Source organism: Jeotgalibacillus proteolyticus, from assembly GCF_050107735.1.
GTDB classification, from domain to species: Bacteria; Bacillota; Bacilli; order Bacillales; family Jeotgalibacillaceae; genus Jeotgalibacillus; species Jeotgalibacillus proteolyticus_A.
This window is the reverse complement of the sequence record NZ_JBNILO010000001.1, coordinates 335,931-360,271: the sequence shown is the minus strand read 5'-3', so window position 1 is coordinate 360,271 and position 24,341 is coordinate 335,931. Positions and strand designations below refer to the sequence as shown.

Annotated in this window: 21 protein-coding genes; 4 read left to right on the top strand and 17 right to left on the bottom strand. The window is 43.2% G+C overall.

Annotated elements, in window-relative coordinates; all coding sequences use genetic code 11:
* Window positions 1-47: 47 nt before the first annotated feature.
* Entirely contained in the window at window positions 48-2,480 is a 2,433-nt protein-coding gene (locus ACQCT8_RS01950) for a cell wall-binding repeat-containing protein (RefSeq protein ID WP_426868005.1), read from the bottom strand.
* A 219-nt stretch (window positions 2,481-2,699) separates the two neighbouring features.
* On the opposite strand from ACQCT8_RS01950, the gene ACQCT8_RS01945 reads away from it, so the two are divergent.
* The gene (locus ACQCT8_RS01945; protein ID WP_426868004.1) at window positions 2,700-3,164 is read left to right on the top strand and encodes a hypothetical protein; all 465 of its coding nucleotides are present in this window, start codon (window positions 2,700-2,702) and stop codon (window positions 3,162-3,164) included.
* Window positions 3,165-3,240: 76 nt separating this feature from the next.
* On the opposite strand, the gene ACQCT8_RS01940 is transcribed toward ACQCT8_RS01945, so the two are convergent.
* The 8 genes from ACQCT8_RS01940 to ACQCT8_RS01905 form a co-directional block, all read right to left on the bottom strand.
* The gene (locus ACQCT8_RS01940) at window positions 3,241-4,140 is read right to left on the bottom strand and encodes an ROK family protein (protein ID WP_426868003.1); all 900 of its coding nucleotides are present in this window, start codon (window positions 4,138-4,140) and stop codon (window positions 3,241-3,243) included.
* Between the two features lie 59 nt (window positions 4,141-4,199).
* Complete coding sequence (locus ACQCT8_RS01935; protein ID WP_426868002.1) at window positions 4,200-5,291, bottom strand: Gfo/Idh/MocA family protein; 1,092 nt, start codon at window positions 5,289-5,291, stop codon at window positions 4,200-4,202.
* A gap of 36 nt (window positions 5,292-5,327) precedes the next feature.
* Window positions 5,328-5,927 (bottom strand): SGNH/GDSL hydrolase family protein, encoded by a 600-nt coding sequence (locus ACQCT8_RS01930; RefSeq protein WP_426868001.1) that lies wholly within the window; start codon window positions 5,925-5,927, stop codon window positions 5,328-5,330.
* Between the two features lie 167 nt (window positions 5,928-6,094).
* The gene (locus ACQCT8_RS01925) at window positions 6,095-7,048 is read right to left on the bottom strand and encodes a type I phosphomannose isomerase catalytic subunit (RefSeq protein ID WP_426868000.1); all 954 of its coding nucleotides are present in this window, start codon (window positions 7,046-7,048) and stop codon (window positions 6,095-6,097) included.
* Window positions 7,049-7,378: 330 nt separating this feature from the next.
* Window positions 7,379-8,110, bottom strand: coding sequence for a hypothetical protein (locus ACQCT8_RS01920; protein WP_426867999.1), 732 nt, complete (start codon window positions 8,108-8,110; stop codon window positions 7,379-7,381).
* Between the two features lie 128 nt (window positions 8,111-8,238).
* On the bottom strand, window positions 8,239-9,048 hold the full coding sequence (locus ACQCT8_RS01915; RefSeq protein ID WP_426867998.1) for a carbohydrate ABC transporter permease: 810 nt from the start codon (window positions 9,046-9,048) through the stop codon (window positions 8,239-8,241).
* 16 nt (window positions 9,049-9,064) lie between these two features.
* On the bottom strand, window positions 9,065-9,946 hold the full coding sequence (locus tag ACQCT8_RS01910) for a carbohydrate ABC transporter permease (protein ID WP_426867997.1): 882 nt from the start codon (window positions 9,944-9,946) through the stop codon (window positions 9,065-9,067).
* A 221-nt stretch (window positions 9,947-10,167) separates the two neighbouring features.
* Window positions 10,168-11,421: an ABC transporter substrate-binding protein gene (locus tag ACQCT8_RS01905; protein WP_426868302.1), complete on the bottom strand. Its 1,254-nt coding sequence runs from the start codon at window positions 11,419-11,421 to the stop codon at window positions 10,168-10,170.
* A gap of 796 nt (window positions 11,422-12,217) precedes the next feature.
* Between ACQCT8_RS01905 and ACQCT8_RS01900 the strand changes: the two genes are divergently transcribed.
* Window positions 12,218-13,654, top strand: a complete 1,437-nt coding sequence (locus tag ACQCT8_RS01900) for a carbon starvation CstA family protein (protein ID WP_426867996.1) — start codon at window positions 12,218-12,220, stop codon at window positions 13,652-13,654.
* A 441-nt stretch (window positions 13,655-14,095) separates the two neighbouring features.
* Here the strand turns inward: ACQCT8_RS01900 and splB are convergent, their stop codons facing one another.
* From splB to ACQCT8_RS01870, 6 genes are all read right to left on the bottom strand, one after another.
* A complete protein-coding gene (gene splB / locus ACQCT8_RS01895) occupies window positions 14,096-15,124 on the bottom strand; it encodes a spore photoproduct lyase (protein ID WP_426867995.1) in 1,029 nt (342 codons plus the stop codon).
* On the bottom strand, window positions 15,117-15,374 hold the full coding sequence (locus ACQCT8_RS01890; RefSeq protein ID WP_426867994.1) for a transcriptional regulator SplA domain-containing protein: 258 nt from the start codon (window positions 15,372-15,374) through the stop codon (window positions 15,117-15,119). The genes splB and ACQCT8_RS01890 overlap by 8 nt, the downstream gene beginning before the upstream one ends.
* A gap of 305 nt (window positions 15,375-15,679) precedes the next feature.
* Complete coding sequence (locus tag ACQCT8_RS01885; protein WP_426867993.1) at window positions 15,680-16,333, bottom strand: ThuA domain-containing protein; 654 nt, start codon at window positions 16,331-16,333, stop codon at window positions 15,680-15,682.
* 10 nt (window positions 16,334-16,343) lie between these two features.
* Window positions 16,344-17,045, bottom strand: a complete 702-nt coding sequence (locus ACQCT8_RS01880; protein ID WP_426867992.1) for an SDR family oxidoreductase — start codon at window positions 17,043-17,045, stop codon at window positions 16,344-16,346.
* 10 nt (window positions 17,046-17,055) lie between these two features.
* Complete coding sequence (locus ACQCT8_RS01875; RefSeq protein WP_426867991.1) at window positions 17,056-17,511, bottom strand: VOC family protein; 456 nt, start codon at window positions 17,509-17,511, stop codon at window positions 17,056-17,058.
* A 52-nt stretch (window positions 17,512-17,563) separates the two neighbouring features.
* Entirely contained in the window at window positions 17,564-18,697 is a 1,134-nt protein-coding gene (locus ACQCT8_RS01870; protein WP_426867990.1) for a Gfo/Idh/MocA family protein, read from the bottom strand.
* 327 nt (window positions 18,698-19,024) lie between these two features.
* Between ACQCT8_RS01870 and ACQCT8_RS01865 the strand changes: the two genes are divergently transcribed.
* Window positions 19,025-19,138 carry a YjcZ family sporulation protein gene (locus tag ACQCT8_RS01865; protein WP_278240203.1) on the top strand — a complete coding sequence of 38 codons (114 nt, stop codon included), beginning with the start codon at window positions 19,025-19,027 and terminating at the stop codon, window positions 19,136-19,138.
* 143 nt (window positions 19,139-19,281) lie between these two features.
* On the opposite strand, the gene ACQCT8_RS01860 is transcribed toward ACQCT8_RS01865, so the two are convergent.
* Complete coding sequence (locus ACQCT8_RS01860) at window positions 19,282-20,115, bottom strand: N-acetylmuramoyl-L-alanine amidase (RefSeq protein WP_426867989.1); 834 nt, start codon at window positions 20,113-20,115, stop codon at window positions 19,282-19,284.
* 220 nt (window positions 20,116-20,335) lie between these two features.
* Between ACQCT8_RS01860 and ACQCT8_RS01855 the strand changes: the two genes are divergently transcribed.
* Window positions 20,336-23,053, top strand: coding sequence for a hypothetical protein (locus ACQCT8_RS01855; RefSeq protein ID WP_426867988.1), 2,718 nt, complete (start codon window positions 20,336-20,338; stop codon window positions 23,051-23,053).
* 110 nt (window positions 23,054-23,163) lie between these two features.
* Here ACQCT8_RS01855 and ACQCT8_RS01850 read toward each other — a convergent pair whose 3' ends face one another.
* Window positions 23,164-24,285, bottom strand: a complete 1,122-nt coding sequence (locus ACQCT8_RS01850; RefSeq protein WP_426867987.1) for an amidohydrolase family protein — start codon at window positions 24,283-24,285, stop codon at window positions 23,164-23,166.
* Window positions 24,286-24,341 lie beyond the last annotated feature (56 nt).

The following is a 24,341-nucleotide window of genomic DNA, read 5'->3' as shown; positions in this document are numbered from 1 at the left end:
AAGGTTCAAAGACGGGCTTAACCCGCTTTGAACCTCTTTTTTCTTTTCTACTTTACATGTTGATCCAATTCTGATTTTACATCTTCCCCAACCGCTCCTGCACTCCCGAAAATGCTAAAAGCATCATAGCGTGCAAGAAGATTTTTTGTAGCTTCAGGGATTTTATGTTTCTTTACCAACAGAATACCTGCATCTCTTTTAGCCGCAAGAGCGGATCCTGTCAGTACATCCGGAAAATCCTCTCCAGTAGCTGCATAGGCATTTGTTGTACCCATCTTTAAATGCTGATTGATTTCAAATGCAGTATCGTAGCGCGTTTTGCCGCCATAGCGGGTTGGGTTCGGGAACAGCCCCATTGTTTCATCGCTCACAACTCCTGTGCTCCCCACAATAATGGCTTCAGTTATAACCGACGTAGCCGCTTCCGTTTCTCTAGGGACAGAGTCTTTTCTTGTCAATAAAATCGGTATGCCATTTCGTGAGGCATACGACGATACAGCGAGTGCATCTGGAAATGCGGAATCACCTGCTATAATGGCTTTTTGAGATGCCAATTTTTTCGCGATATTGGCAGCTGTTTCGAAGCGGTTTTTTCCGCCTATCCGCTCTACTGATAGGCCTTTTTCTTTTAATTTTGCTTCCACATTAGCTGAAACGGCAACGGTTCCCCCAAGAATCACTACCTTTTTTGCTTTGAGGCGGTCAATTTCTTTTTCTGTTATAGAATGAAGAGAAGAGGATCTTGTCAGAAGAATAGGAGCATTCTCCTGATAGGCAAGAGGTCCTCCGGCTAAGGCATCCGGAAAATCGGTACCTGTTGTCAGAACGACCGTATCAGCTGTTTTCCAGCCATCTCGAGAAATTTTAACCGCTGTTTCATACCGATTCGCTCCTCCTATGCGGTCCGTTTTTGAACTGATCGTCAGACTGGTATCAGAACTTTTATTCCCTGCTTTGTCCATAGCCGTAACATTTAAAACCGTTCCTGTTTTTTGAGTGTCGATTGATAGGATAAAAGTACCGTCTCCTGAAGTCTGCCCTTCTGCAAGAACGCTGCTGCCGGCTTTAATCGTGATCTTGCTTCCCGCTTCAGCTGTTCCGGAAATGGAACCTGACATTCGATTTGCCCCTTCCACTTTCGGACGGGCCGGCGGTGTCACGTCTATCACACGATACTGGATCGATTTTCCTTTGGATGAAGGCACTTTAAAATTAGCAGCATTTCCGACCGGTACTGATATAGCGCCTCCTCCCGTTAATTTATGAGGAAGTGTACCTTCATACAAAGGACTGACGATCTCCGAAAGGACAGGTTCACCGTTGAACCCGTACAACCCGCTATCATCATTGACAAACAGCGCCTGACGGAAATCAGTTAAAAACTGTCCAGTTGTTTTCTTTTGATTAATATGCGTCTGGATCATATCTTCAAGCGCCTGGCTGGTTGACTCTTCACTCTCAAGAAGCTCCTTGTAAATGTCATCTCCCTGCCCTGCTTGAATACGCAGATACTGTCCAAACAAATAGGATAACGAATAATTGGAGAGAACATCTCCATTTTGCCCCCAATTAAGGAGCGAATGCCCATTTGCAATGGATTGAGACGCTTCATAATAATTTACACGGCTTCTCAGCGGCCCCTCGTACATATGCTCAGCTGCCATGGAGAGCGCTTCATTCATCCAGTCCTCCATTTCAGGACCTTCCTCAACAAGCACATTTTGATTGTAGTTCACCATATGCTGAAATTCATGCGCGATCGTTGAAAATGCTTTGCTGACATCGTAGGAGCCTTTGCTTCCCATCGAAGGGTACGTATCGATGTAAAAAATCTCCTGATTATTGGATTTAGCTGAAGCGGTCAGATCCCGATTATAGAAATAGCCCCCGATGTAGCCGCCAAAAATATTAAACCCATCCTGAATGTCATATATTAAAATTGAAACCTTCCCGTTGCTGTCAACATCTGATTCGTCTGCAAAATTTTCTGTAACAAGTGGGTAGATCTCCTGATCAAATTCATCACTGATTTCTTTTGCCTGAGCAGCTGAAATCTCATGATCATGCACCCATATTTCCGCGCGTTTTCCGATATGCTTTAACTCGGCATTCAGCTGATAATCTCCATTAGTAATGGCATTAATCACCCAAAAGCTTTGTTTATCTCCAACTGCATGTGCCTCACTTTTCATCGCTTGCTTATTAAACTGGGGAGCTTCTTGTTTTGACGGTTCAAAATCAAGATGAAGATCTAATCTATACGCCTCCTGAGATAGTGAGTCATGCTTTGTCAGATTCTCATTTGCCTGCTTCATTGAAAATGCACCGGTAGATTGTGAGTCCTTATAATTACCAGATTCATTATGTATAATTACCGTGTCGCCTTTCCCTGCTTCAGCCCCTTCGACTGGCTGCTTGGAGAGCGGTGCTACGAAGGCAGCCGCTAACACGAAGGAGGAAAGTACCTTTAGTGGTTTCAAATAAGCCCCTCATTTCTTCTTTTTATCTTATATCTATAATAAACTATTTATGTATAAAGACATATAGATATGGATAATTTCTTCTTTCTTTCTATATATCTTTACACAACCAAAACATTTATCCCATGCGAAAGATGTTACCGGTAATAGACTAAAATTTTACTTATTTCATATCTTAAATACAGAAAGGTCCCATCCCTTTACCAAAAGGAGGACATCATGAGCAGACGACAGGCTAAACATAAATTCCTTTTGTTGATGATTGGTGCGGTTCTTCTATTCATTTTATTCTTTTCCTTCGTTTTTCGTTTCTTTTCAGATGAATACCAGTCTAAAGCAGTCGTGGAAGAATTTTATGAGCATGAACAAAAAGGGGATTTTACTGACTCGTGGGAATTGCTTCATTCATTTATGAAGGATCGATGGAATAAGGGGACGTTTATTCAGGATCGGGCGCATGTTTTTATTAATCATTTCGGTGCGGACACCTTTCAATTCACCATCGAAGAAGCGGATGAAATAGAGGATTGGAAGATGGCAAAGGACCTTCCTCCGGTTGTAAAAGCACATAAATTTATCGTGTTTCAAACGTATAAAGGAAAGTACGGGAAGTTCAGCTTTATACAGGAAGTATACGTAGCAGAAGAACATGGAGAATGGCGGATTCTCTGGGATTACAACTAACTTTTCAATGACATCGAAAAGACCGATCCGGGGCGGATGGCCTCATGATCGGTCTTTTCAGATTTCAGGAGGAGGGTCAGGGCAGAGACAACTCCCTGACATAAACAGCTGCGCCTAATACACCCGCTTCATTGCCATGCACTGCATAAGCAAAATCAAAGGAATGCTTCAAACTTTCATACACTCGTGCATTGGTTTTTTCTGCGAGAATGGGAAGCAGATAGTCATGATGGGTCATCACTCCGCCGCCAAATACAAAGATTGCGGGGTTCACTGTGTGAACGATATTTGCGATGGCAATGGAGAGATGATCCATGGTTTCATCAATCAGCTCTGCCGCTTCTTTTTCACCAGCGATGGCACGCTCGATTGCTTCTCTGGCTCCGTTTTGCCAGCCGAATCGTTCTTTGCTGATCGCAGAGATGGCGGTTCCGCTCACATAGGATTCCAAAGCTCCGGGATTTAAGTTTGATTGACGGCGGCCTTCAGGAACTATAATCATATTTCCGATTTCCCCCGCACATCCCTTTGCCCCTTGAATGAGCCTGCCGCTATTTACATAGCCGCTTCCGACACCTGTTGAAACCGTTGTAAACCATACACTCTCATATCCCATCCCTGCACCGCTTGCAGCTTCGGAAAGAGCAGCAGCATTGGCATCATTCAGCAGACGGACCGGGAGCGAAAAAACCTCCTGAATCACATCTGTTATCGGCACAAGCCCCCAGTCCGGCAGATTCGGTGGGTCGAGTAAGACACCCAGCTTATGATCCAGCGGTCCTGGAGCACAAATTCCGATTCGCTCAAACGGCATTTTTTCCTGGGCCCGTTCAAGCATCGCGATAATAATGGAGAGAGTATGATCAGGTCCTCTTAATACGTCAGAGTCCCGCTCTTCCCAATGAAGGAGCTTTTCTCCATCAAGTACACCCACTCTCACACGGGTTCCCCCGAGATCAACTCCTGCTGTCAGCATCATCTATTACTCCTTTAACTAATAAACTTGCTTTCTCTTACGTTCATTTTCCTGCTCTCTTACTTCTCACCGTCAAGATAAACGGCTCTTCCTGTTTTTGCAGATTCATATAACGCTTCAAGCACCTGAGTGACAACAAACGCTTCCTCCGGCTTAACTACCGGCTGGGTATCCTGCTGAATGCATTCTATCCATAACCGGGCTTCAAGATCCGCTTCGTTTTCCTGTTCCCCGTCATAAAAAGCAATATTGCCGTCATTCAAATCCACTTTAGTCGTGTACAGCTGGCTGAGATTTTCACCATTTAAGCGCAGTCCGTCCTTCATATCCGCTCCGCCTTCTGTGCCGCTTAGCGAGCATTTTGCTTCATCCACATCCAGTGTATTTAATGCCCAGCTCGATTCAAGAGAAATTGTAGCTCCGTTTTCCATTGTAATAAAGCCAAACGCTGAATCTTCTACTGTGAACTTTTCAGGGTCCCATGAACCAAATAAATTAGCGGCGTTTTTCTTTTGTCCAAGCTTGTGATACGTCGTACCAAGTACTGCTTTTGGCTTATAGTTATTCATCATCCAAAGCGTCAAATCCAACGCGTGCGTGCCGATATCAATTAAAGGTCCGCCGCCTTGCTTTTCTTCGTCCAAAAATACGCCCCAGGTAGGAACGGCTCTTCTTCGGATCGCATGGGCTTTTGCGAAATAAATATCACCGAGATCTCCTTTTTCACATAGCTGCTTTAAATAACGGCTGTCCTGTCTGTAGCGGTTATTGTAGCCGATCGTCAGCTTTTTGCCTGTCCGCTTGGCTGCTTCAACCATCGCTTTTGCTTCCTCAGAGGTTTTAGCCATTGGTTTTTCACACATCACATGCTTGTCTGATTCGAGTGCCGCAATGGAGATTTCTGCATGAGAACTGTTCGGTGTACAGACATGGATGACATCAAGAGAAGAATCGTTAAGCAGTTCTTTATAATCTTCATAAACCTTTGCTTCTTGAGTTCCGTATTTGGAGGCAGACTGCTGTGCTTTTTCTTTTTCAATATCACAAAAAGCAGTGATCTCCACCTGCTCTAACTTTGACAGGGACGGCAAATGTTTAGCATTGGCGATCCCTCCGCATCCTATAATCCCGACCTTTATCTTTTTCACCATTTCTCTCCACCCTTTCCCTTCCGCTTTTGCGAAATGTTAAAGATTCACGTTCGCTTTCCAAACAGCTGCCATTAACCGGTTGCCTGCTTCTGTCATATGTACACCATCTGTTGTTAATGGAGCATGATTTCCTTTTGCCAGCGCTTCCATAAATGCAGCATACGTTGGAACATAAAAAGCGCGGTGCTCCTCTGCTAATAGCCTGACAATTTCCGCATAAACAGACAGTTCCTGATTTCCTTTTGACAATGGATCCTCTTCAATAATCGTCGGCTCCATTAACACAAGCTTCGTATCCGGGGAAAGCTGGCTCAACAGCTTGCGATACACCTGTTCAAATTCGTCCGGTGTAACCTGCTGCTCTTTCGGATGATCAAGCTGATGCCAGACATCGTTCACACCGATGGAAACCGACAGCACATCCGGGTCATGAGCAAGTACATCTTCTTCCCATCTTTTTTCAAGATCCGATACCTTGTCGCCTGATACACCCCGGTTTAAAACGGTCCAGTCTGGCCTTTGCGACATAATCTCATCATACAGAAATTTTACATATCCGGTGCCAATATGGTTTGGATCTTCAAACCTACCGCATTCTGTAATGCTGTCGCCAATGAATACAATCTTTTTTGTCATCGTCTTTCCTCCTTACTCTTTTCTATTCATTTATCGTAGCATGAATGTGGGGGTCCTGTTTATTCCCAGCCACTCAAATTTAGATTTTTTTAATCATTCAGTAAATATCCCAAGAAAAAAAGACCTGAAAGCAGCCTGCACTTTCAAGTCATTATCTGTTTTTTTAATTACGCCTCACTCGTCACCCATTCCATCGACCCTTGGGCGATCAAACGACCTGAATCCTTAGGAATAAGAAAATGGTCACCCTTTGCAACAGCGGTTATTTCGCCTGTCTTTTCTGCGCGCAGGGTGCCTTCTCCCTCAATGACACTCAACAATTGAAAACGACTGGCATCCGGCAGCTCATAACCGGTTGCTGCGTCATGATGCCACACCGTAAATTCCTTTGTTGAGACAAGTTGGGTCAGCGTTCCATTTTCAAGCTCTGTTAGTTCCCGCTCAGGTGTCGGGTTATCATGCGGGATTTTAGACACTTCAATAGCTTTGTCTATATGCAGCTCGCGCTTATTGCCCTCTGCATCCCTGCGGTCAAAATCATAGACACGATAAGTCGTATCGCTTGATTGCTGGATTTCAAGAATCATGATCCCAGCTCCTATCGCATGAATGGTGCCGCTTTCCACAAACACAAAGTCGCCTTTTTGGACGGGCTTTTTTTGTAAAAGGGACGACCATTCTCCTGCTTCAACCCGTTGGACAAATTCTTTTTTTGTTTGGGCAGTGTGGCCGATAATCAGTTCTGCACCTGGTTCCGCATGAAGCACGTACCAGCACTCTGTTTTTCCATAAGGCTCCCCTTCAAGCTTCATCGCCTGCTGATCATTGGGGTGAACCTGTACAGATAAATCAGCGGCAGCATCCAGCACCTTAACCAAAAGAGGAAATTCGTTCAACTCATACTCCCCAAACACCTCTGCCTTATGCTGTTCCCACAGCTGAGAGAGGGTCATGCCTTTATAAGGACCTGTTTGAACTGTACTTTCTCCGTGTGCATGAGCGGAAATCCCCCAGCACTCTCCGATCGGACCTTCAGGAATCTCGTAGCCATACTCCGATTCCAGTTTTCGTCCTCCCCAGATTCGTTCTTTAAAAACAGGTGCTAACTTGTACAAGCTCATCTATGTTCAATCCTTTCATTCTAAAGGTTTAGTATCCGTATAAACCATAGATCAGTTTACTCCCTGCTGTCAATTGTCTTTGTAAACGGTTAAAAGAACTTGGGACAAAAGTGTCTCAAGCTCTTTGACCGCTTCGGTTCACTTCGCTTCAGGTGGACACTTTCCGCAGGGACGGCGCTGAGCCCTCCTCTGGCTTTGCCTTGCGAGGTCTCAGCTTGCCGTCGTGTCCTGCAGGAGTCGCCACCTTCCGCTCCGCTCTCCTACTACTATTCATAAATATATCCTCATATTTTAAATTTTTTTGAGTTTTGTCCCAGCATCCTTTCCCTGCTATTGTTCTTCCATTAAGAGATCAGCCAGTCTGCTCTGATGAAATAGAATTTCCTGGATGCAGATTTCTTCCTGGTCTATTCTTGAATTTCCACCTCCAGTGATATGAGCTTCATAATATTGGTGCTGGTCCTGTTCATCCAATGTAAAGCTGATAATACTCGCTTCTTCCAATTCTGTTCTCGCAGAAGCTTTTAATGGGCCTTTTTCTTTGGAGAATGCTTCCAGCCTTTCTCCGAAAATAAAAAACCCTTCTGAGTCGCCTACTTTAGCCTTGATCTTCATTTCCTTTAAAAGCAGCAGCTCTTTGAAAAACTCTGAAGTCAGACCGCCATAAATATAGATCCGATTTCCATTTTTCAACTGTGCATGGAGCAGCTTCTGAAGAGCGGGATCTTGTTTAACTTTATCCACGTGTGCCGCTATACTTTGTTCATCAGTTGATTGCGGCAGATGTTCAAGAGAGGTGCCACTTGTAACAAGGAGCTTATCCTGACTAAGCTTTTCTTTAACTCCGCCAATAGAATCGTCCTTTTTTTGCTTTATCCGCTCCATTAAATCAGCCATTTCAGCTTTATCATTAGTGATAAAATGAATGGCATGCACAGGATAATTCACAAGGTTGATTTCCTCCTTGCGCTCCTTTTCCTCCGAGGACGCCAGCTGCGGTAAATAAACGATTCCAAGCAGGACCATCCAAACGCCTGCTGCTGTCAAAAGCCGAATTTTCAAGACCGTTCCCTCTCCTTCTCCCATCCATCTTATCCCAATACATAATTCTCCAGTACTTCTTCCCTTTCCTGCCGGCATATCAAAAAAAGCAAACCCCGCAGGATCTGCTTTTTCTGATAGATAAAATCTTACCCTTTTACCGACCCTGCTGTCACGCCTTCGATAAAGTAGCGCTGCAGGAATAGATATGCTAAAACCATCGGTGCTGAAGCGATCAGGACACCAGTGAACAGCATCGGATAATTGGTTGCATATTCTCCCTGAAATTCAAGAAGAGCAAGAGGGAGCGTCTTGTATTCGTTTTTTGTGATAAACAAAAGCGGATACAGGAGATCATTCCAGTGCATCACGAAAAGGAAGATTGAAGTTGCAGCAATGGATGGTATAGACAAAGGAATCGCAATCCTTCTGTACATTTTCCATTCGCTTGCACCATCAATTCTCGCTGCCTCAAAAAGTGACTTGGGAATGGATTTCATAAACCCGCTCATAATGAAGATCGCAACCGGCATCGTAACAGAAATATTCACCAGAATGAGACCAAGAAGAGAATTGGTTAAGCCAAGATCAAATACAAGTTGATAAAGAGGAATCATGTTGACCTGTGCCGGAACCATCATCCCGAGCGTAAACAAGGAGAAAAAGACCACTCCGATCCAGCCAAACATCCTTGTAATCGCATAGGCAATTAAACTTGCAAAAAAGATCGTAAAGGTCACAGAAAACAGCGTAACAATGACACTGTTCATAAAGTATCTTGCCATCGGCTGATCGATAAAAATGGAAACATAATTATCGAAGCTGAAGGATTCAGGAATACCAAGAATATTTGCAAATACCTCAGTCGTCGACTTAAAGGTGGTAAAAATTACGGCAATTAGCGGGATGATTATTACCAGTGCAAAAAGACTGAGCAAAATAATTTTAACAGCTTTCAACGCTTCTCACTCCTTTCTATTCCTGCACTCTGCTGGCTCGTAATAGCCTGAACTGGGCGACTGTAATCAGGGCAATCACAATCATGAAAATGACAGATTGTGCAGAAGCGTATCCAAACTCAAAGCTTCTAAATGCAGTTGAATAGATCAGTGTCGCCAGAATTTCAGTTGAATAATTCGGGCCGCCCCGGGTCATCGCAAAAATTAAATCAAAAGCTTTAAAGGACTGTATCGTAGTATACGCCATAACAATCGTAGCGGATGGCGCGATCATTGGCCAGGTTACAAAGCGGAATCGATCCCACTTGCGGGCGCCTTCCATATCTGCCACTTCGTATAGATCCTTTGGAATTGCCTGAAGACCTGCAACAAAAATAATGAGCATTTGACCTGTGTGGAACCATACCTGCGTAACCGCAACAGAAAAGATCGCAAGGTCCTGGTTGCCAAGCCAGCTCTGCTTTAAGAACCCCAGATTGATTGAGTCGAGCACTGTATTGAGAACTCCGATGCCGGGATCGTAAATAAATGTCCAAATAAAGGCTACGGAAACCGAGCTTAGGATGGTAGGGAAAAAATACAATGCCCGCAAAAAAATATTTGTTTTCGTATTTTTAATTAAAAACATAGCGAAAATGAGTGAAAAAAGCGTTTGGAAAATCAGGACAAACAGCATAAATTTAATGTTATTTACAAAGGCTTTCAAAAAAATGGAATCATTGCTGATAATATTTACATAGTTATCAAAACCAACGACATTAAAATCCGGAGACAGCCCGTCCCAATCCGTAAACGAATAAATGACCGCGTTGATGGTCGGCACGATAAAGAAGATGGAATATAAAATGAGGCCCGGTAAAAGAAATAAAAACAATGATTTATTTTTACGAAAATTCAATGGGGTCCCCCCTTACTTAATATATTGATTGGAAAAACAGTTTAGAAAATAAGAATCAGACCGTTGGCTGATGCCTGCACCTTCACTAGTTTTCAACTGTTTCGCGCATTGCCTGTGACAATTCGCTAAATCAGGAATTCTCAGTAAAGTGTGTAAGCGCCAAACCAGCAGTCTGATCTGAATTGATTTTCTATTTTCTTCGTTTTGCGATCTGCAGCGGATCAGTCCAGATTTTCATCGACGATCTGCTGGGCTTCTTCTGCAGCAGCTTCAGGCGTTTCGCCTCCAATAACGGATTGAATCGAAGCGATCACTGCTTTTTCAATATCTGCATTGGTGATCAGGAATCGCGGCTGAAATCTTGTATTTCGGTCCATCCATTCAGAAGTGGATTTAAGCTCTTCCGATTCGTATTCAACGTCTTCTACTGTAACGTGCTGCCCCGTCTCATTTGCATAGGTAGAAGCATTATCCACGTCAGATAAGAATTCAACAAATGTTTTCGCTGCTTCTTTTTTCTCTGAGTTGGCATTCACTGCAAGCATAAATGTAGTGGTGTTAATGCCCTCCCATTCTGCTTCTGCTGCCTCTGTCGTAATCGGGGCGAGCAGGCCAAGTTCTATATCAGGATTAATTTCTTTTACACCGGCCATTGCATAAGAACCGCTCGCAAGCATCGCTGCTTCTTCGTTGGCAAGCTGTGAAATTGCAGAAGTATGGTTGGTTCCAAGTGAATCAGTATTCAAAAAGCCTCTTTCTTCAAGCTCCTGGAATTGAGTCAATGTTTGAACCCACCAGTCCTCTGTCAATTTTGCTTCTCCTGCCATCAGCCTTTCAAAAATATCTTCTTCTGGAGCATTATTCATCATCATTGGATTCATAAATTGTCCAGGTCCAATATCAGATCCCGGGAATGCAATCGGAGTATAGCCCGCATCCTTCAGTTCCTGACAAAGAGCTAAAAATCCTTCCCAGTCATCCGCAGGCTCTAAGCCAAGCTCTTCGAATAAGCCTGCATTATAAACCGGCTGATTGAATACGAGCTGCAGTGGTACAGCCATCTGCTTATCGTCAATTTGTCCAGCCGTTATCAGTTCATTATTGTAATTTTCCAAAAACTCTTCACCACTTAGATCTTCAAACAAACCTGCTTGATTGATGATTTCCATTTGAGACCCTGGAAAGCTCGTGAATACATCTCCTGTTGAACCATCCCTTAGGAGGGTTTGAGCAGTAGATTGATATTGTTCGGAAGGATAAATTGTCATATCGACCTGAATGTCAGGATTCTCTTCTTCAAACTTGGCAATTAATTCATCAAAAACTGCCTTATCTTCCCCTCGCCAGTGAATGAAGCTGATTGTGCCTTCTCCGCCGCCGCCTTCTTCAGATTCATTACCGCCGCCTGAGCCGCCCACACAGCCAGTTAGCATTGTGCCTAAAGCCATCGTACTGATGCATACCCATTTTTTCATCATACGTAAAATCCCCCTTATTCCCGTATTCTGCTAGATCGTGCCTCTGCAGAGAGTGTGTTCCAAGATTTTTTTACCGGCATTATAAGAATAGTATAGAGTTGGACTGTTCCGATAAACAGCCGGAGAGCAGAAGATAGTACATTTAGATTTGTTATGTATAAGGAACCAATCCATTATGGCAAAATATTATTTCTTCTCCTCTTCAGCGCTTCTCAGGTCACGTATACCTTTATGACGGTAAAAGACTTATTATGTAATACCTTACATTTACTATACATAAACATTTTTCTACAAAATATTTTTAAATAAATGGAATAATAAGAGAAAAGGCCCATTCATGAAACGACAATTTTCCTGAATATCCTCTTTATTACGGCTATTCCCCCTCCAGTCATTCTCACTTGACCTTTTGATAAGCTCTTCTTTCGGCATACTCCCGGCAGGCACTGCAAATCTTTATTACTTTCCCAGAATCATTTTTGTACCGGAACAAAGGCTTTACTTTCCGTTTGCAGATAGAACAGGATGATTTAAAAATTGAAAACATACTTGTTCCCCTTCCTCTTGGTGCAGTCAGTTTATAAGACATGAATGTAAAATTCCACCTCTAAAATATCCTCTTAGATGAACCATTATATCTTAATCAGTACGACTTTTCAGTCTTACATTCCATTGGAAACGCTTAAATTAACGAAATACTGTTTTTTTTCTGAAAATGGGTTCCCCTCCTTACATCTCCGTGTTACTATTCCCTATATTCTATTCATTCACTGACGCAGCAGGAGGGATAATCATGGTAACGTTTTTCGCAGCAATTGTTTTACTGATCGCAGGCTATGCTTTTTATTCGAAATTTGTAGAAAGAGTTTTTGTTATTAATGATGAGACCTCCACCCCCGCCTATACAAAACGGGACGATCTGGACTATGTTCCAATGAGCTGGTGGAAGGGTAACCTGATTCAGCTTTTAAATATCGCCGGACTCGGTCCGATCTACGGGGCAGTTGCCGGTGCATTATATGGACCATCTGCATTTATATGGATTGTCATTGGCACGATTTTTGCAGGAGGCGTGCATGATTACTTTTCCGGCATGCTTTCCATGCGGCACGGAGGCGCGCAATATCCCACTTTAGTTGGGAAGTACCTCGGCAAAACGCTGAAATCGATGATAAACGGGCTGTCTCTTGTGTTAATGATGCTAGTGGCTGCTGCATTTACAGCAGGTCCTGCACAATTAATCGCTCAAATTACACCACTCAGCTTTACGGTCGCTCTTATTCTTATTTTCAGCTATTTTATACTCGCTACCATACTCCCGGTAAACCGTGTGATCGGAAAAATATATCCGGTACTTGGCGGCATTCTTCTTTTTATGGCAGTCGCAATGGGAGTGGCTTTACTATTTGGGGATAGTCCAATCCCTAATTTAACGCTTCAAAATCTTCATCCTGGGGAACTGCCCATTTGGCCGCTTTTGATGGTCACCATTTCATGCGGAGCCATTTCGGGTTTTCATAGTACACAAAGCCCGATCATTGCCCGCACAATGAAAAAGGAATCAGACGGCCGCAGAATTTTTTACGGGGCCATGGTAACAGAAGGCGTGATTGCGCTGATCTGGGCAGCAGCAGGCATGACATTTTTTAATGGCACTGCCGGATTGCAGGAAGCACTTGCAGCTGGCGGACCATCAGGTGTGGTAAATGAAATTTCCACCACATTATTAGGGTCGCTTGGAGGCATTCTTGCCATTCTCGGAGTCATCATCCTGCCAATCACAACGGGGGATACAGCTCTGCGCTCGTCGCGAATGATTTTAACAGAGCTTATGTCTAAATTTTTTAATATGGAAAACAAAATGAAGATCATTCTGGTTACCATTCCAGTCGCAATCCCGACCTTCTTTCTTGCTACGATCGACTACACATTTTTATGGAGATATGTTGGCTGGACTAATCAGGTTGTAGCCTCTGTCATGCTTTGGACCGGCGCAATGTATTTATTGAAGCATAACCGCTTCCACTGGATCTGCGGCGTTCCGGCGATGTTTATGACCGGTGTGGTCTGCACGTATATTTTTTACGCCCCGGAAGGCCTTGGGCTGGATTACCATTTATCAGTCGGCATCGGACTTGCCCTGTCTGCTATCGTACTGGTCTGGTATATTACTCAAATTGTTAAATATCACAGTCTCCACCGAAATGAGAGAGACTTAAAATTAGCTTAATCTATACGTAAAAAAGCGATTCTGATCTTATCAGAATCGCTTTTTATTCTTTATATAGAACAAACAACTTTTAAAAAATCATTTAGTTTATTTGACCCGATACAGTTTTGGCTTTTGAGTGCGTTGTTTCGGACTTTTTCTTGTTGCATACGATACAGCGCCCTGTAACTATGCTGTATCTGTGCTTCTTCTTTAGTCTGCAGTCAATCTTGTACTTTAGCTTCATAGGCCTGGACCCCCACTTTCTAGATCATTCTTTACCTTCCCTCTAGTCTGAAAGTGTCAATAAGATGAGTTGTTCTTCATTAAGAATACTACTTATATGTATATAAATCAAATGGTTTTGTCGTTTTTTTATTTTTTCTACCCTGTTCCATTCGCTGGGGGAAAACGATCATAATAAATGAAAGCAGCCCCCATGAAAACGGACTGCTTGAGATTTTAAGTGAAATATTCGATTTTCGCGTCCGGAAACATATGGTCAATGTACCCGGCAATCGTATCTTTAATTTGTTCCTGCTCGTCATCCTGATACACATATTTTCCAATGCCGTATCTTCCCCATTTCCACTTACGAGCAGATTCATCAAGTTCAAGCTTGGTCATGGGATAGTTTTTTTCGATAACCCGTTTAGCCGGTTTGGTAAACCGATGCTGAATCATTTCAAACGTCAGGTCTTTTTTCGCAAATGAAGGAAGCTTGGATTCCAGCTTCTCCATCATTTCACCATAGCCTTCCTGCCAGCCGTCATGCAAATAGATAGGGGCTATGATAAAACCGAGCGGATATCCCGCTTCTGCTACTTTAACAGCCGCTTCAATCCGTTCATCAAGCCTGGAGGTTCCCGGTTCAAAATTCTTGATAATATAGTGATCATTGATGCTGAAACGAAAACGGGTTCGTCCGTTGTGCTTGGCATCAAGCAAATGATCCACATGGGCAAATTTTGTTACAAAGCGAAGCCTTCCATGCTCTGTCGCTCCAAAGTATTCAATTGCCTTTTTTAACGTATGGGTTAAGTGGTCCACCCCGACAATATCAGACGTACAGGATGCCTCAAAACGGGTTTCTTCCGGCATCCGTTCTTTCATGTATTCGCCTGCCTGATCAAAGATTTCTTCCACATTTACATACGTTCGGATATACGGCTTATCGCCCATCGTGGTTTGCAGATAGCAATAATGGCAGTGTCCCATGCACCCTGTCACAAAGGGGATGGCGTATTCTGCAGATGGCTTTGATGTATCAAACTTAAGCGTCTTGCGCACACCAATCACAAGCGTGGATTTTGCTTTTCGATATTTTTGAAAATGATTGTCTCCTGGCAGATTTCGAATTTGATTGTGAGACGTCGTTTCTTTTATCTCAATTCCCATACCCTTAAACTTCTCAACAAGCTGCTTGCCAAGCGGGTAATCCATTGCACGGGGCTCTACATACACCAGCTGCGGAACAAACGGCTTAACCACGATAGATCTCCTCTTCTGGAATGCCAAAGGCTTCCCTGAAGGCACGGTCTGCTTCAAACGCAGAGGGATACACCGCTACTTCGTCCGTGTAAGGATAGTAGGTATCATACAGATACAATGATTTTTCGTTAGGGTTCTCAGGGTGTGAAACAATAAATGCTTCCTGTACATTCGCTACGCCCTGAGAATGAGGATTCCGTAAAATCACAAATACACTTTCTTCGCCAACGCACACTTCTTTTTCATTCATAATTCCACCCAACCTTCTCTCAATATACGTCTATTGTTTCCGTAAAAAAGAAAGTTATTTGTCTAAATGGAATTTTTCTGTTTTACTGTTTGTTGCGATAAAGTACTAAAGGGGCCAGGCCCCTTTAGTACTTTACCAATGTAAAGTTGATAGAAGCTGTTTATGAGGTACACAAAAAAAGGCAGGACCGTGAATAACGCCCCTGTCTTTAATGCAATCGATATGGTGAAAAGTATGATGAAGCTCTATAACAGTTTTCTTTTATCTTCTGAAGCAAAGGAGATTTTAAAACAGGGGCTGAAGGATTAAGAAATGACCCCGGTACAGCGCTCAAGTGCCATTGCCAATAGCCGCGTAAAAGAAGGATCAGTTAATCCTTCTTTGTTGTGAGCAGGTGTCAGGCAGACTACTTTTCCGCTGCCATATTGGTGAGACCACCCTGCGATGGATTCGCCGTCGACAGATGAGGAACGCATGAAAATGTCCTGATCTTCAGTCTCGCAGCTGACAAAATAATGTTCATCTAGCAGGGAAAACGAGTCCAATTTAGAAAAAGCTGAGTCCCGTTCAATGGCGTAGCGTACCATTTGGTGTTTTTCAGGATGGTAATCAAAGGAGCCTTTCACCATGTTCGTATATGTACTCAATTCTTTATAGGAAGCCAGACCGGAGTGCCAGGCGAGCCAGCTTCCACCTTGTTTCACGTAGGAAGCAATTGCATCTGCTGCAGCTGCACTCATCCACGTTTCCACCTGCTCATCCTCAGGGTTCAGCCTGTTTTCTGCAAATAGAATCACGCAGTCCCACTCCGCACGAAGCGTTTTTTCAAGGTCCTGTACTTCTCGATAAGCTACGTCTACCGGCTCTTTCATTTGTTCGACGGCCAGTTCCAAAGATACTTTGGCCCGGTCTGCCGGATGATAATAATCGCCTAAAATAGCAAGCATTTTCTTCGTCATATTTTCACCTCTAAAACTTCATTTTATTTCCGTTAAAATCAATAAAACGACTGCCTTTATCTACGTTGGTTTGGCGCTCAAGCAAACGGTAGATTCCCTCTGTTGGCTCCATAGGATCTAGTGAGGCATTTTGCCCGCCCATGTCGGTTTTTACCCATCCCGGATGAATGGAGAGAACCTGAATATCTTCACCCTTTAACGAGCGATCCAGCTTTTCACCCAGCATATTAAGTGCAGCTTTTGACATGCCATACGGGTAATTCCCTGCATAAGCATTGGTAAGGCTTGCAGCATCTGAAGAAATGTTTAAAATGGACGGCTGGTTCCCTTTCTTAATCATCGGCAGTAAATGCTTAATAACACGGAGCGGACCGAGCGTATTCACATCAAAGGATTGTTTGCACGCTTCTATATCCAGCTCTTCAATATCACTTTTACTTTCCAGCAGGATGCCGGCGTTGTTAATAATGGCATCAAGATAACCTGTTTTTTTCTGTATGTCTTCTTTTGCTTGAATAACTGACTCTTCATTTGTTACATCCACCTGCAGCACCGTCAGCTTGTCTGTTGTTTCCATTTGATTGATCAATTCTTTTCCTGTTTCAGAATCCAAGCTTCTTACACCAGCGAAAATCCGGTGGCCGTCTGTGAGCCCTTTTTGGACCAGGGCATAGCCGATTCCTCTGTTGGCACCCGTAATAAAAATATTCATTTTATCCCCCTTATGATTTATCATTTTCAAGAAGCTCCAACACTACTTTCAAGTCCTTCACCGTATCCATATACGCATAGCGGCCTCCATCATATTCCCCTTTTTGAATAAGAGGCATGCCCTCACTTTCCATCTCACTCACTTTCTCGTTTAAACCATCGACCACAAAAGCAAGATGCTGGACTCCTTCTCCGTGCTCCTCTAAGAAATCTCTCCACGTGCTAGGGAATTCATCCGGCTGAATCAATTCAAGCTGCAAGGAGCCCATATCAAAAAAAGCCAGCTGTGCCCTCGCCTGGGACGGCTCTCCTTTATATACTGTCTGTGCTTTGTCATAGCCGTCGGTCCAGACCGCTTCCGGCTTCTCCACCCCAAAAAAATCGGCATAGGCCTTAGAGGTTTTTTCAATATCTTCAACTATGATCGCTACCTGGGCAATCACGTTCGTTCCAAGCAAATTCTTCATTTTTAATCCGCTCCTTTTTATCAATGTATGCGCATTCATTTATGCATTTGTTTTACCCCTTTACCTGCACCCACTTTTCCTGTTGATGACTTTCCAGAATGGCATCAATTAAACACATGGAAGCATGTCCATCCTCAAAGGTGGCAAAATTGGGTTTGTCTTTCGCAGGATCTTTCCCTTCTTTTACATAGGTATAAAAGTTTAACATCATATTTTTCAGGGCGTCCGGCCACCCTTCATTATGTCCGCCGGGATGATGAATGGAGGATCGTGCCTCCGGGGTAAACAAAGTCGAATCCGCCAGCAGAAGATCATTCGGCTTTTCCCGGTGCCCCACCCATAATTTTTCAGGCTCCTCCTGATTCCAAAAAGCAGAGCCGAGGGTGCCATTCATTTCAAAGCTCAATCTGTTTTTTCTTCCTGCGCTGACCTGTGAAACAGAAAAAACCCCTTTAGTTCCGTCGTGAAATCGAAGTAGAACCGATGCGTGATCCTCTGTTTCCACTGAAAACTCCTCGTACAAATCCGGATCAGAGGATTTCAGTTTTTTTCTGATCGGAAGAACCGTCGCCATATCGGCAAAAACGGCTGTAATCCGCTTGCCAGTCACAAACTGAACCGTATCACACCAATGAGAGCCAATGTCTGCAATGGCGCGTGTCTTTCCCCCTAACTTCGGGTCTAGACGCCAGTCATAATCTGTTTCATATAACAGCCAGTCCTGAAGATAGCTGCCATGTATTAAATGAATGCTGCCAAGTGACCCGTTTTCAACCAAATGCTGCAGGTTTTGCACACTTGGAAACTGACGATAATTAAAGTTAACACCGTGGACAATCTTATTTTTCCTGGCTAATTCGAGCAGTTCAATCGATTCTTTGCAGGATACAGCGAGCGGTTTTTCAGATAAAACATGTTTTCCTGCCTTCATAATCTCCATATTGATTTCGTGATGAAGATAGTTCGGTGTACAATTATGAACAACTTGAATAGTGGGATCCTCAAGCATCTCACGATAATTTCCATATGCATGAGTGATATCGAGGTCATCTGCCTTAGCCCTTGCTTTTTCGTAACTGCTGGCAGCCAATGCCTCCACTTCCACAAACCCCAGCCTTCTGACCGCTTCCACATGTGCAGGACCAATAAATCCGGTACCTATAACTCCAGCCTTGATTTTATCCATCAAACCCTATCTCCTTTCATGCTTAACGGCTGCAAAACTTAAACTCTTTTAATTAGAATATTCAGTTTTATTCATCTAAATGGAAACGACTGAATCAATTGTATTATACCAACATCATCCAGCCAGGCAAACATGACATAAGAGAGATAAAGAGGATGGAGGAAGGGTAAATGATTCCAGTGAAAGGATATTCGGAGCAAAAATGCAAAAAGAAAAAGGAAATAAACAAGATTTTTTAAGCATCACACCCAGAATACGAAAATCTGTAACCGAGCCGAATGACTAAACATACGATAAACAATCACCTACTTAAGGAGGTTGGACACATTGAGTAAAGGATTTGGTTCTGGATTTGCATTGCTTGTTGTATTGTTTATTTTATTGATCATCATCGGCTGTTCTTATGGACAGGGCGGTTACGGCGGACACGGTTACTGCTAATTGAATAAGTAAAAAAGCGGCACCCTGTTTATTTTGGGGTGCCGCTTTTTTCTCCTTCTTAACATCACTAGTAGATGTTACTATGAAAATCACATACCTCTGTGTATAGATGATATTTTTCTTATATATCTGTCTCGCAGGCGTTAAATCCTGTTCAGATAGTCCCGAACCTTAATCGACGTTTCAAAACGATCCTCTCCAGAAAGTAAGGTAATCATAGAGGCCTGGATGCCATCAGCAGATCCCCCGATGACGATTAGTTCTCTCGCTGCACCCGCTGTCAATGCTGACCTTGGATAGATCGGTACGTTCAGTCGATTGGCAACTGCTTCTGCTGCAGGATAATCGATAAATGAATTGATCACAATTGCTTTTTCAAGCATGTCTTCTCCCTCCGTTTCAGGTATGATAACTAAATTAAAAAATTCCACAATTCCTCTTGCAATGGCTTCTCCAGCTGCTCGAAGCACCTGATTGTTTCTCATTCTGACGATGTCAATCCTTGAGTCCATGAACCCGCATTCTACTAAAATAGCCGGCATGTCCGTTTCTCTTAGCACATGAAAGTTAGCCTCTTTTATCCCTCTGTCCTGTATCGCCATAGCCTGCACCACTTTAGGGTGAATCACTGTCGCTAATCGAACCGCCTTGGGATAACTTGCTCTCGGCGTCATAACGTAGGTTTCCGTTCCAGTATGGGAACCGTAGACACCATTTAACGCATTATGATGTACAGCTATATAGATGTCTGCTTTCCAATCATTGGCCCGATTCGTTCTTGTAACCAGCGGCACATCTGTCCTGCCTGTCATGTCATCCACCCTTAATTGCTCAACTCCTCGATACTTCGACAGATAAGCCATCCCAGCTCTCACCACCCGGTCATTAAACGTCCATTCAAACTCACCATCAGGTGTTCGTTTCCCTGGGGTTGAATTATTCCCCCCATGCCCTGCATCCCATACAATTTTTGGCATTTTTTTCTTCCTCTACTTTTTTTATTCGCTAGATTGACGTAATCTTCTAGACTACTACTAGTGTATGCAGTAAAAGATTCTTGAAAGTAGGAGCTTTCCCTAAAAGAAATAACTAATTTTGAAATCAAGATTTCTGAAATTAAATTTTCAACCGTTCTATAAAAATGGCACCGACCCATTACAAGATTCATATAATAAAAAATGAACAGGAGTGAAGAAAATGGCAGAAAAAATCTGCACAATTAAACTAGATTTAAATAAGGGTTTATTAGGTGATAATCCCTATTTTATGTCAGAGGACAAAGCACAGTTGGACATCGAGCTTTATGATCAGCAGGAACCTATTAATGTCAGCAGCTATCAGTCCATTCAGGTGGAGCACATTTGCCAGAATGGCAGGATCGTAAAGGGATTTGGAAGTATTGTAAATAAGGAAGATGGTAGTTATATTCTCCGCTACAACTATCATGGGATTGAGTTGGAGGAACCGGGTACAATCAAAACAACCGTTTCATTCATCGACCAACAAACAGAAAAGTATCTTCCGTCCTTTGAGGTTTTGAGCGTTGATAAAAATATGAACCGTCAAATGAATCTTTTGGCTGAAGGGGAGGGTCCGGTATATCTTATAGAACTCAGCCGCTTTGGTATTGTCCAGGGGTCATTTGGTAAACCTCCTTATTCGTTAGACGAATGGACCACTGCATACAATAATATAGTAGGGTTTAATCAGGCTCTCGCCTATGCAAATGCAGAGGGGTTTACACATGTTGTGGTACCGAGGGGCACGTACAGTTTTTGCTATTCCAATTCGAATCCAAATGGAAATGAGCCCTACCAGCAAGCAGGCCTTCCTATTACTCTATTCAGCTATCAGACCCTTGATTTAAATGGTTCCACCTTCGAAGTTATTTACGACTCTATTAATCGAAATCCATTTGATCAAGCTTCCACCAACCCGGTCTGGAAACTTGCCGGGAGCCTTATACTCATCAATGAGTGTACAAACACTCATGTTATAAATGGCACCATTATCGGCGACATACCAAACAGAAGCTTTTCAGATGGAGGAACAGGATTTAATTCCGAAAGAGGGATGGAACAGACGTACGGGATTTATTTTAATAGAGGGAATGCTTTTTGTTCAGTAAAAAATATTAATGTTTCGATGTTTATGGGCGACGGCATTACAATCGCTGCGTATCCCACAGCGTCAGGATCATGGATCTTAAATCCTACAGCGCAAAGCAGAATTGCCTATCCAGGGATGGCGAACGCCTCTGGCACTATCGTTCAAACGGTACCTGGTGCATATATCTCCGACAAATTTTCTCTTATTCAAGGAGAGCATAAACAACTCCAGATGAGAACTGCTGGCGGCTACACAAGAATTCCACTCATCCAAAACAAAACCTTTGAATATTTATTCTACAATAGTTCAGATGTTCTACTTGCAAGAAAAACAGCTGTATATCTACAAACTGTTACAGTGCCGCTGGATGCTGCCTACGTAAGAATTCAGTTCCGGAATGAAGCCGTCGGCCTGCCCTCCATCACAATTGAATATGCCATTACAAAACCTCAGTCCCACCATATTACGATCAGTGACTGTGAAATTCATAATAATCACCGGGGAGGCATAAGCGGCGGAGCAGATTTTACGTCGATTAAAAAAAATAAAATCTATCATAACGGCATGGATTCCGGCTTGAATATTCCTCTATTTCCAGACTCTACACGCTATGCAATCAATTTTGAAGACAGCTACTGCAATGATGTGACGGTTGAGGACAATCATATCTTTTCTTCCTTTAATGGAATTCTGCTTGGGGCTTATCATATTAAGATAAGAGGAAATAGTTTAAGTGAAAACAACGGCATCCGCATTTACAATAACGCTAGTGCATTGATTGAAGGCAATGTATTAGATCAGGCTGGCTTTTCGATCTCGACCACGGTTCCAACACAGGAACGACATATCCTTTTTCTAAATAACGTTGTCAATTCCCCTACTTTTTCCCTTCAGCCAATCAATAAAACGACCATTGTGATCAAAAATAATCGCTTGAATGTTAATAGCATGAATGTAACCGGGGATGTTGAGTTTGATGGAAACTACGTAAAAAGCTTGTTCGGTTCCTCTCACACAGACTACACAACCCTGCTGCTGAACGTCAAAAAATGTACGAATAATACATTCGAAGACTTCAACTATGGCTCCCACTATCGATTTGCACTGACAAAACCTGCTTACTCTTCGCATTATATTGACAACAATGTTTTCAGATCCGTTTCGTTTAACAGTGTGAATCTCTATAATGATCTTGAATTTGACTGCTGCACCTTTTTTAACTGTGCCATAACCTTTCAAGTAAGCAATTTAGCTGCATCAAGCAGCCTGCGTTTTACAGATTGCACACTTCAGGATACGTATGTAGAAGCAGGAGGACGCTATATCAATAACGTCACAAACGGTGGTCTGACTAGTAAAGCATCCTTCTATGACTGCCGGGTCATCTTGACTTCTTCCTATTCCAGACCTGCATTTTTCACCTTAGCTGACAATAAACCGGAGGATACATTAAATCCTGGTGTACTGCCAAGAAGATACGAATTGTACATGCGTAACTGCGAGCTCGATATCGCTGTTACCTCCAATGTCGTTCTAATGAAATATGGCTCTGGGACAGACATTAAACAACCGAGGAAAGTCGTGATTGAACAGTCCCTTATTCATGTCAGAGACCTTACTAAATTTAAAATTCTCGAAGGAAGCCATGGGAACAATGCAAATTACGAAGCAACCCTCATCGACTGTACCTTCATCGGCTTCACCGACCTGCCCGCTCCAACTTACGGCAGCCTGAACGTATACAAAAAAGTACTCACACTCAATTCCTCCGCCCCATCAAACGATGTCCCTAAAACTCCAAATTAAACCCTATAGTTTAACAAGAAATTTGCTATTAAAAATGCTTTACCACATTAAAGGGGCCTGGCCCCTTTAATGTGGTAAAGCTACAAACCACTGTTCGCTGCATTTGTTATTTAAAGCACTTCCTGCCCATCCACAAACACTCGCACAACCTTAGCCTTAAAGTCTCTTAAGGGGTTGCTTGACCAGAGGACAAGGTCCGCATCTTTTCCAACTTCAATGGAGCCGAGGCGATCACTTAAGTTGATGCTCTTGGCTGCCTGAATCGTAATGGCTTCGAGGGCTTTTTGTTCACTAAGACCGTGTTTAATGGCGTGGCGGACGGAGGTGATTAATTCTTCAATCGGAAATACAGGATGGTCGGTGGTGATCGAAAATGGAATTCCCGCCTGTTCAAGCTGCCTGTAAATTTCCCAGGACTGATTGGCTAACTCTACTCTCGTTTTGCCTATCATCGTGGGTCCAAGCACTACATCGTAACCAGACTCCTTAATTTCATTCAGAATTTTTCCGCTTTCCGTCGCATGAACAAGAGTTAGATCTAAATCAAACTCTTTTCCGATCCGGATGGCCGTTAAAATATCATCCGCCCGATGAACATGCGCTCTAACAGGAAGTCTGTGTACTAAGACATATTGCATTGCTTCCTCTGCCATCGTATCTGGAGGCTCTTGCCGGGTTTTGACTGTCTGCCAAAAAGCTTCACGAATCCTTGCTGCAAGTCCCATTCTGCTTCCAATTGACGCCGGATAGGCCATTTTCGGATTTTCTCCAAAAGAAATTTTCAACCCCGCTGGAAATGTAATCACCTGCTGCTCCACCGAACGATCCGGCTTAACCTTCAGCACTGCTGTCAGTCCCCCAATTACATTTGAGCTTCCCGGCAAAATATGAACAGTTGTAATCCCACCGCTCAATGCCCGGTAGTATGCAGGATCAAAGGAGTTAATGCCGTCAATCACGCGAATATGCGGGGTAACGGGGTGAGACGTTTCATTGTAGTCGTCCCCTTCTGCACCAATCCCTTCTTCGTTGATGCCCAAGTGAGTGTGAACATCGATAAATCCGGGAAACACCACGCCTCCCTTTCCATCGATCCACTCCATTTCCTCATCGAATGCAGGCACCTGCTGAATCGGCCCAACATATCGGATGATCGAATCAAAAACAATGGCTCCCTGTTGAATAAATCCTTTTGTGACGGTTTCAACTGATATATTATACAGCCCCTTCACCACATCACCTCTTCCTCTTTATTATAGGAAAAATAATGACAGGCAGACCAAAAACC